This window comes from Actinomadura sp. NPDC048032 (assembly GCF_040653175.1).
Lineage (GTDB): Bacteria > Actinomycetota > Actinomycetes > Streptosporangiales > Streptosporangiaceae > Spirillospora > Spirillospora verrucosospora.
Genome location: NZ_JBEZJP010000353.1, coordinates 1 through 8,978, shown reverse-complemented (window position 1 = coordinate 8,978; position 8,978 = coordinate 1). Strand labels below are relative to the sequence as shown.

Here is an 8,978-nt window from a genome sequence, read left to right as displayed (position 1 = left end):
CTCCGGCTCGTTCTCGCCTTCCTGCTTCTCCTTCTCCTCGTGCTGCTTCGCCTCCGGCTCCTCCTTCTCACCCTCCTCGCGGTCCTTGGCCTCCTTCTTGGCCGGCGCGGCCGGGAGCGTCGCGTCATGGAAGGCGCGCGCGGTGCCGGGGTCCAGGGACAGGTTGAACTGGTCCTCCCAGCGGAAGTCGAACCGCGCCTCCGACAGCGCGTCGTCCCACGCCTGCGCGCCCGGATGGCCCTTGGCGAGGTCGGCGGCGTGCGCGGCGATCTTGTATGCGATCACGCCGGCCTTGACGTCCTCGCGGTCCGGCAGCCCGAGATGCTCCTTCGGCGTGACGTAGCAGAGCATCGCGGTGCCGTGCCAGCCGATCATCGCGGCGCCGATCGCCGAGGTGATGTGGTCGTAGCCGGGAGCGATGTCGGTGGTCAGCGGGCCGAGGGTGTAGAACGGAGCGCCGTCGCACCACTCCTGCTGCAGGTCGACGTTCTCCTTGATCTTGTGCATCGGGACGTGCCCGGGGCCCTCGTTCATCACCTGGTTGCCGAACCGCGCCGCGATCCGCGTCAGCTCGCCCTGGGTGCGCAGCTCGGCGAACTGGGCCTCGTCGTTGGCGTCCGCGACGGAGCCCGGGCGCAGCCCGTCCCCCAGCGACCAGGTCACGTCGTAGGCGGCGAAGATCTCGCACAGCTCCTCGAAGCGGGTGTAGAGGAAGTTCTCCTCGTGGTGCGCCAGGCACCAGGCCGCCATGATCGATCCGCCCCGCGACACGATCCCCGTCTTGCGCCGCGCCGTCAGCGGCACGTAGGACAGCAGCACCCCGGCGTGGACGGTCATGTAGTCCACGCCCTGCTCCGCCTGCTCGATCACGGTGTCGCGGAAGACCTCGTAGGTGAGCTCCGCCGGGTCGCCGCCGACCTTCTCCACCGCCTGGTACAGCGGGACGGTCCCCACCGGCACGGGCGAGTTGCGCAGGATCCACTCGCGCGTGGTGTGGATGTCGCGGCCCGTCGACAGGTCCATGATCGTGTCGGCGCCCCAGCGGGTCGCCCACGTCATCTTCTCGACCTCGTCCTCGATCGAGGACGCGACGGCCGAGTTGCCGATGTTGGCGTTGACCTTGACGAGGAAGTTCCGCCCGATCACCATCGGCTCGATCTCGGGATGGTTGACGTTGGCGGGCAGCACCGCGCGCCCGGCGGCCAGCTCGTCCCGGACGAACTCCGGCGCCACGCCCTCGCGCAGCGCGGCGAACTCCATCTCCGGCGTGATCTCCCCGCGCCGCGCGTAGGCGCGCTGCGTCACCGCGCCGCCGGTGGCGCGCCGCGGCCGCCGCGGCAGGGCGCCCTCGCCGTCGGCCTGGGGGAGGCGCCCGCCCGCGCCCGGGGGGAGCGCGGAGGGCGACGAGCGGCGCCCGTCGTCCTCGGGGCGCGCCGCCCGCCCCTCGTACGGGGCGGTGTCGCCGCGCTCGGCGATCCAGGACTCCCGCAGAGGCGGCAGCCCCCTGCGCACGTCGGTCTCCTGCTCTGGATCGGTGTACGGCCCGGACGTGTCGTACAGGACGACGACGTCGCCGTTGGTCAGCGGCACCTCCCGCATCGGGACCCGGATCTCCGGGCGGGAGCCCTGGAGGTAGGTCTTGCGGGCAGCGGGAACCACAGGTTCGGTCATGACGACTCGATCTCTCCCTACGCCGGCATTACCCGGTCAGGTTCATGCGGTCAGCGGCCGTCCCAGCCGCTATCTCAGCCCGGTTCGCCGGGCCCCCGCGATCTGTCGCCACGACGTTAACCCGGGCGGCCCCGGTTGCCGCAACCGCCGCCCATGGGCTAGAACGCGCCCGCGCGGAGGTCGCGCGAGGGGATCGCGAGGGGCAGGGCCAGGACCAGGGTGCGGAGGGGGTCGGGGGCGGACGGCGACCGCTCCAGCTCCACCCGGGCCTCGGCGTCGCCGATGATGCGCAGCGTGGCCGAGCGGCGGCCGTCGACGCCGGTGACGACGCGGCCGCCGCCGGTGGCGCGGGTGGTGCCGAGGAGCATCCCGCCGGCGGTGTGGAAGGACGGCTCGGGCAGGCCGCGCACGAATCCGAGAGGACGGCCGTCCGCGTCGAGGACGCGCACGCGGTCGCGTCCCGGCAGCCGGGACGGGCCGCGGACCATCAGCAGCGCGGCGGCGTGGGGGTCGCGAAGCACGATGGTCCGCCTGCCGCGCCGGCCGCAGGCCACGGCGAGCACCGCGCCGCCGGCCCGGTCGCGGTACCGGCCCGCGCCGTCCACGACGATGCGGCGGGCCCCGGCCAGGGCACCCGCCGCGGGCGGCGGGACCTCCCGGCCCTCGTCGTCGACGACCCGCCAGGCGGCGCCGAGGCGGTCCGCGGTCGCCGTCCGGACGGCCGGGAGCCATCCGGACGGCAGCGACCCGCCCCTGAGCAGGGTCACCGCGTTCCCGTCGACCTCGGCGACGGCCTCGACGCCGGGCGCCCGCTCCGGGTCGAGCCAGAGCGTCCACACCGGGTCGTCGACGGGCCACCTGATCCCGACCGCCTCCACGGCTCCGGCCGGGACGGCCGCCTCCCGCCCACTGCGGCGGAGGGTCACCCCCTGCTCGCCGATGGTCACGATGAGGCGGGCCCGGTGGAGCCGGGCCGCCCAGATGAGGGCGGCCAGGGCGGCGAGCAGGCAGCCGCCGCCGCAGAGCAGCAGGGGCCGGCGGGCACTCTCCGGGTCGAGCGGTCCCGTGCCGGGGCGGGCCGCGAGCAGGAGGGCCGCGCCGGCCGCCGGCGCGGCGGTCAGGACGCGGAGCGGCCATCGGTAGGCCCGCGCGCCGAGCGTCATCCGGAGCCCGGGCGGGGGGACGGGAGGCGGGGGGACAGCAGGCGGGGGGACGGACAACTGTCGGCCCTTCGTGACGGGGTTTGCAGAACTATAGGGCGGGCCTCCGGCCGCGCAGGGGGCGCCGAAAGGACCGGTCGCGCGGGGGCGCGGGCCGCGGCGCGAAGATCGCGTGCGTGGGGGAGAATGGGCGCGTGCTGACGGTGCCCCGGGTCGAGGTGACGGTGAAGGACGCCCTGGCGGCGTCGGCGCTGGCGGGAGCCGCGGCCGCCGCCGCGGTGCTGTGGCCCGGCGTGCGGGGCCTGGACGCGCCCGGCGCGGTGCTCCTGGTGGCCGCGCACGTCCCGCTCGCGGTGATCCGGCGGTGGCCGGCCCCCGGCCTGCTGGCACTGGTGGTCCTGGTGCTGCCCTACCACCTGGCGCAGTACCAGCACCACGCGCTGGTGCCCGCCGAGGTGGTCGCGCTGTTCGCCTACGCGGTGCTCGGGCGCCGGGTGCGGATCGTCCTCGGCGTCGTCGGCTGCCTGCTCGCCGTCTGCGTGGTCGGCGCGGCGATGCGGGCGGGCGGCGGATCCCTGCGCGAGCAGATCGCCGTCATCGAGGCCGTGGTGTCGGTCGTCATCGCCGTCCAGGTGTGGCGGGTGCACCGGGCGCGGCTCGCGACGATCACCGAGCGGGCCGAGCGGGCCGAGCGCACCCGGGAGGAGGAGGCGCGCCGGCGGGTCGCCGAGGAGCGCCTGCGGATCGCCCGCGACCTGCACGACCTGCTCGCGCACAGCATCACCCTGATCGGCGTGCGGGCCGGCGCCGCGGCCCACCTGGTGCGCGGGGACCGGCCGCTCGACCGGGAGGAGCTGGCCGACGCGCTCGCCTCCATCGCCTCGACGTGCCGGGACGCGCGGATCGAGCTGCGCGGCACGCTCCAGGTCCTGCGCGGCACCGACGTCGGCGCCCCCGAGACGCTGCCGGGCCTCCACGCCCTCGCCGGCCTCGTCGACGCGGCGCGCGGCGGCGGGATCGACGTCGACCTGCGGGACGGGGACGTCGGGACGCCGCCCCCGGAGACGGGGGTCGCGGCGTACCGGATCGTCCAGGAGGCCCTGACCAACGTTGTCAAGCACGCCGCCGCGAGGCGCGCGACGGTGAGCCTGGAGCGCGACGGCGGGAGCCTCGTCGTCCGGGTCTCCGACGACGGCCGGGGGCCGTCCGGCGGCCCGCCCGAGGGGTTCGGGATCCTCGGGATGATCGAGCGGGCGCGCAGCGTGGGCGGGACGTTGGACGCGGGGCCGGGGGAGTCCGGCGGGTTCGTCGTCACCGCCGTCCTCCCGCTGGAGAACGCCGCCGCGCCCCACCGGGCGTGACGCGCGCCCCCGGGAGGCGCCGGCGGCGCCCGCCCGCCGGAACCCTCCCGACTTCCGACGCCGACACCGCCGGGGGGCTTTCCACCCCTTACGGATAGGGTCAGGATCAAGGGGACCAGGGGAGGCGACACGTCGGTGAGCACTTTGCAGGAGGCCCCACAGGACCGGATCTTCACGGTGCCCAACATCCTGAGCCTCGCCCGGCTCCTGGGCGTCCCGCTGTTCCTGTGGCTCGTCCTGGTCGAGGCGGACTGGTGGGCGCTCGGCCTGCTGGTGTTCGCGGGGCTGTCGGACTGGCTGGACGGGAAGCTGGCTCGGGCGTTCAACCAGACGAGCAAGCTCGGCATGGTCCTCGACCCGGCCGCCGACCGCCTCTACATCCTGGCCACGCTCGTCGGGCTCACCATCCGCGACATCATCCCGCTGTGGCTGGTGCTCGCGCTCGTCGCCCGCGAGGTGTCGATCCTGCCGATCGCGCCGATCGTGCGGCGGCTCGGGTACGGCGGCACGCTGCCCGTGCACTTCATCGGCAAGGCGGCGACGATGTGCCTGCTGTACTCCTTCCCGCTGCTGCTGCTCGGCGACCACGGCGGCGCCGCGGGCACCGCGGCGCGGGTCGTCGGATGGGCCTTCGCCGTCTGGGGGACGGCCCTGTACTGGTGGGCGGCGGTCCTCTACTGGGAGCAGACGCGGCGGCTGGTGCTGGCCGGCCGCGGCGCCCCGCCCCCGTCCTCCGGGCCGGGCGGCGAGCCCGGGGCGGGCGATCCGGGGGCCGCGGAGGGGCCGGGCGCGGAACCGCCGGCCGGCGGCCAGAAGGGAGCTGAGACCCCCCGATGAAGGCCGTCGTGATGGCGGGAGGCGAGGGGACGCGGCTGCGTCCGATGACCGCCAACCAGCCGAAGCCCCTGCTGCCGCTCGTCAACCGGCCGATCATGGAGCACGTGCTGCGGCTGCTGAAGAGGCACGGGTTCGGCGAGACCGTCGTCACCGTCCAGTTCCTGGCCGCGCTGATCCGCAACTACTTCGGCGACGGCGAGGAGCTCGGCATGTCGCTGAGCTACGCGACCGAGGAGGTCCCGCTCGGCACCGCCGGCAGCGTGAAGAACGCGGAGGAGGCGCTGCGCGACGACCGCTTCCTGGTGATCTCCGGGGACGCCCTCACCGACATCGACCTGACCGACATGGTGCGGTTCCACGAGCGCAACGACGCGCTCGTCACCATCGGCCTCAAGCGCGTCCCGAACCCGCTGGAGTTCGGGATCATCATTGTGGACGACGCGGGGCGCGTGCAGCGGTTCCTGGAGAAGCCCACCTGGGGCCAGGTGTTCTCCGACACCGTCAACACCGGCATCTACGTGATGGAGCCGGAGGTCCTGGAGCACGTCGCGGAGGGCGAGCCGGTCGACTGGTCCGGGGACGTCTTCCCGAAGCTGCTCGCCGAGGGCGCCCGCCTGTTCGGGTACGTGGCCGACTGCTACTGGGAGGACGTCGGCACCCACGAGAGCTACCTGAAGGCGCAGGCGGACATGCTCTCCGGGCAGGTCGGCATCGAGCTGGACGGCTTCGAGATGTCGCCGGGCGTGTGGGTCGCCGAAGGCGCGGAGGTGGACGCCGAGGCCGTCCTCAAGGGGCCGCTCTACATCGGCGACTACGCGAAGGTCGAGGCGGGCGTCGAACTGCGCGAGTTCACCGTGCTCGGCAGCAACGTCGTCGTCAAGGAGGGCGCCTTCCTGCACCGCGCGATCGTCCACGACAACGTGTTCGTCGCGCCGTCCACGAACCTGCGGGGCTGCGTGGTCGGCAAGAACACCGACATCATGGCGGGCGCCCGCGTGGAGGAGGGCGCCGTCATCGGGGACGAGTGCGTCATCGAGGCCGAGGCGTACGTGTCCAGCGGCGTGAAGGTGTACCCCTTCAAGACCATCGAGGCCGGCGCCGTCGTCAACACCAGCGTGATCTGGGAGTCGCGGGGGCAGCGCAACCTGTTCGGGCCGCGGGGCGTCTCCGGCCTCGTCAACGTGGAGATCACCCCCGAGCTGGCGGTGCGGCTCGCCTCCGCCTACGCGACGACGCTGAAGAAGGGCACGACCGTCGTCACCGGACGGGACGTCTCCCGCGCCGCCCGCACCCTCAAGCGCGCGGTGAACAGCGCGCTCACCGCCAGCGCCATCAACGTCCAGGACCTGGAGGCGACGCCGCTGACCGTCGCCCGGTTCGAGACCGGCCGCGAGGACAGCGTCGGCGGGATCTACATCCGCACCACGCTCGGCGACCCGCAGGGCGTCGACATCCTGTTCCTGGACGCGGACGGCGCCGACCTGTCCCAGGGCGCGCAGCGCAAGCTGGAGCGCGTCTTCGGGCGGCAGGAGTACCGCCGCGCGTTCCCCGGCGAGATCGCCGAGCTGACCTACCCCCCGCGCGTCGTGGAGACCTACACCCGCGACCTGCTGCGCCGCGTCGACATCCGCGGCGTCCGCGAGGCCGGACTGAAGATCGTCCTGGACTGCGCGGGCGGGGTGGCCTCGCTGGTGCTGCCGAACCTGCTCGGCAAGGTCGGCGTGGAGGTCCTCACCCGCAACGCCGGGCTGGACGAGGCCAACCCGACCGAGACGCTCGCCGAGCGGATGCGCGACCTGGAGCGGCTCGGCGAGCTGGTGTCCTCGTCGCGGGCCGCGTTCGGCGTCCGGTTCGACCCGGTGGGGGAGCGGATCTCCCTGGTGGACGAGAACGGCGAGCTGGTCGGCGACGACCGGGCCCTGCTGGTGATGCTGGACCTCGTCGCGGCCGAGCGGCGGGGCGGCAAGGTGGCGCTGCCGGTGACGACGACGCGGGTCGCCGAGCAGGTGTGCCGGTTCCACGGCGTGCAGGTCGAGTGGACCTCCACGTCCCAGGACGTGCTGACCAAGGCGGCCGCGCAGCCGAGCGTGGTCTTCGCGGGGGACGGGCGCGGCGGGTTCCTGATGCCCGAGTTCAGCGGCACCGTGGACGGCATCGCGGCGTTCGTCCGGCTGGTGGGCCTGGTCGCGCGGACGCGGCTGACGCTGTCGCAGATCGACCGCCGCATCCCCGACGCGCACCTGCTGCGCCGCTCCGTCCCGACGCCGTGGGCGGCCAAGGGGAGCGTCATGCGGCACGTCGTGGAGGCGGCGGGGAACCGGACGCTCGACACCACCGACGGCGTGCGGGTGGTGGAGGGCGACGGCCGCTGGGTCCTCGTCCTGCCCGATCCCGCGGAGGCGGTGACGCACCTGTGGGCCGAGGGGCCGGACGCCGACACCGCCCAGGCGCTGCTGGCGGAGTGGGCCGCCGTCGTCGAGCGCGCGGGCTCCTGAGCGTCCTCAGCAGCGTTCGCGGGGCCTGAGGCCGGTCCGGTCGGGTTCCCGATCGGCGTAGCGCGCGCCGAGGAACGCGATGAGGTGCTCCACGTCGGCGACGTTCGACACGAGGCCGAGGGACGCCCTGACCGCGCCGCCGCTCGGCAGCCCGAGCACGCCCAGGTAGTCGTCGAGCGTCCGCATGCGCAGGCGGGCGGTCCGGCGCAGGGCCTGCTCGGGGATCTCGAAGGCGCCCTCGCCCGCGCCGGGGTTGCAGAAGCAGCCGGTCCGGATCGAGATGCCCGCGGCGGCGGTGTCGCGGGCCACGATCCGCTCGTCCACGACCGCGCCGCGGCGGTCGAGCACGTTGAACGCGACGGTGCCGCCGCGCCCGCCGGCGCCCTCCGGCCCGTACACCCGGACCAGGGGGGAGCCGTCGGCGTGGCGCAGGTCCGCGAGGCGGCGAAGGAGCAGCGACGTCAGGCACTCCACGCGGCGCTGGACGAGGTCCATGCCGATGCCGCCGACCCAGCCGATGCCGAACTCCACGTCGGGGATGGACAGGAAGTTCAGGGTGCCGTCCTCGAACGCGGTCTCGTCGGGCGCGAGCACGTGCCAGCCGCCGAGCGCGCTGACCGCCTGGATCGTCCCGCCGGCGAACCAGGGGCGGCGCAGCCGGGCCAGCGCGTCCCGGCGGGCGACCAGGCTGCCCACGCCGGTCGGGTACCCGAACACCTTGTACCAGCTCACGGGGACGAAGTCGGGCCGGACCCGGCTGAGGTCGAGGCGGCCGGCGGGCGCGAAGGCGGCCGCGTCCAGCAGCACGTCGTAGCCGTGCGCGTGGGCGAGGTCGACCCAGCTCAGCGGGTGCCGGACGCCGCTGAAGTTGCTCTGCGCGGGAAAGGCCAGCAGGCCGCCGGCGCCGCCCAGCGCCGCGGCGAGGTCGGCCTCGCGGACCCGCAGGTCGGGCCCGCGGACGGGCACGTGGGCGACCTCGGCTCCGCGCGCCCTCGCGAACTCCCTGATCCCGTTCACCGAGTTGTGGTTGTCGCCGGTGAGGACGAGGCGCCCGCCCCGCTCGAACGGATAGGCCTCCCCGACGAGGCGGCATGCGCCGGTGGCGTTGTGCGTGAACACCACCGCGTACTCCTCGGGGGAGGCGTTGAAGAACGCCAGGACCGCCCGCCGGGCCCGCTCGACGAGGGCCGTGGAGGCGCTGGAGGTGGGGTTCTCCGAATGCGGGTTGCCGAAGCAGCGCCCCGCGAGGCGCTCGGCGTGCGCGCGGATCTGCGCGGCGGCGGCGACGCCCGAGCCGGTGTAGTCCAGGTACGTCTGCTCGTCCAGGTAGGCGTACTCGGCGGCCCGCAGCTCGTCCAGCGGTCGCGTCTCCGCGTAGCCGGGCATGAGGTCGACGTCAGGGGAATTCCGGGCGGCCGGAGCGGTTCGAGGTCCACGCCGCGCCAGCCCATGCC

General features: G+C 74.5%; 6 protein-coding genes and 1 riboswitch. Of the genes, 3 read left to right on the top strand and 3 right to left on the bottom strand.

Annotated features, from left to right (window positions below):
* The coding region (gene thiC / locus AB0C69_RS32385) for a phosphomethylpyrimidine synthase ThiC (protein ID WP_360358764.1) at positions 1 to 1,671 on the bottom strand (1,671 nt) is incomplete at its 3' end.
* Positions 1,667 to 1,780: riboswitch (TPP riboswitch) on the bottom strand. Its footprint overlaps the gene before it by 5 nt.
* 49 nt (positions 1,781 to 1,829) lie before the next feature.
* On the bottom strand, positions 1,830 to 2,834 hold the full coding sequence (locus AB0C69_RS32380) for a hypothetical protein (protein ID WP_360358763.1): 1,005 nt from the start codon (positions 2,832 to 2,834) through the stop codon (positions 1,830 to 1,832).
* Between the two features lie 191 nt (positions 2,835 to 3,025).
* Between AB0C69_RS32380 and AB0C69_RS32375 the strand changes: the two genes are divergently transcribed.
* The 3 genes from AB0C69_RS32375 (at position 3,026) to AB0C69_RS32365 (ending at position 7,524) form a co-directional block, all read left to right on the top strand.
* Positions 3,026 to 4,192 carry a sensor histidine kinase gene (locus tag AB0C69_RS32375; RefSeq protein WP_360358762.1) on the top strand — a complete coding sequence of 389 codons (1,167 nt, stop codon included), beginning with the start codon at positions 3,026 to 3,028 and terminating at the stop codon, positions 4,190 to 4,192.
* Positions 4,193 to 4,327: 135 nt separating this feature from the next.
* Positions 4,328 to 5,029 carry a CDP-alcohol phosphatidyltransferase family protein gene (locus tag AB0C69_RS32370; RefSeq protein ID WP_345186729.1) on the top strand — a complete coding sequence of 234 codons (702 nt, stop codon included), beginning with the start codon at positions 4,328 to 4,330 and terminating at the stop codon, positions 5,027 to 5,029.
* Positions 5,026 to 7,524 (top strand): mannose-1-phosphate guanyltransferase, encoded by a 2,499-nt coding sequence (locus AB0C69_RS32365; RefSeq protein WP_345186727.1) that lies wholly within the window; start codon positions 5,026 to 5,028, stop codon positions 7,522 to 7,524. The genes AB0C69_RS32370 and AB0C69_RS32365 overlap by 4 nt, the downstream gene beginning before the upstream one ends.
* Before the next feature lie 6 nt (positions 7,525 to 7,530).
* On the opposite strand, the gene AB0C69_RS32360 is transcribed toward AB0C69_RS32365, so the two are convergent.
* The gene (locus AB0C69_RS32360) at positions 7,531 to 8,910 is read right to left on the bottom strand and encodes an aminotransferase class V-fold PLP-dependent enzyme (protein ID WP_360358761.1); all 1,380 of its coding nucleotides are present in this window, start codon (positions 8,908 to 8,910) and stop codon (positions 7,531 to 7,533) included.
* Between the last annotated feature and the right edge of the window lie 68 nt (positions 8,911 to 8,978).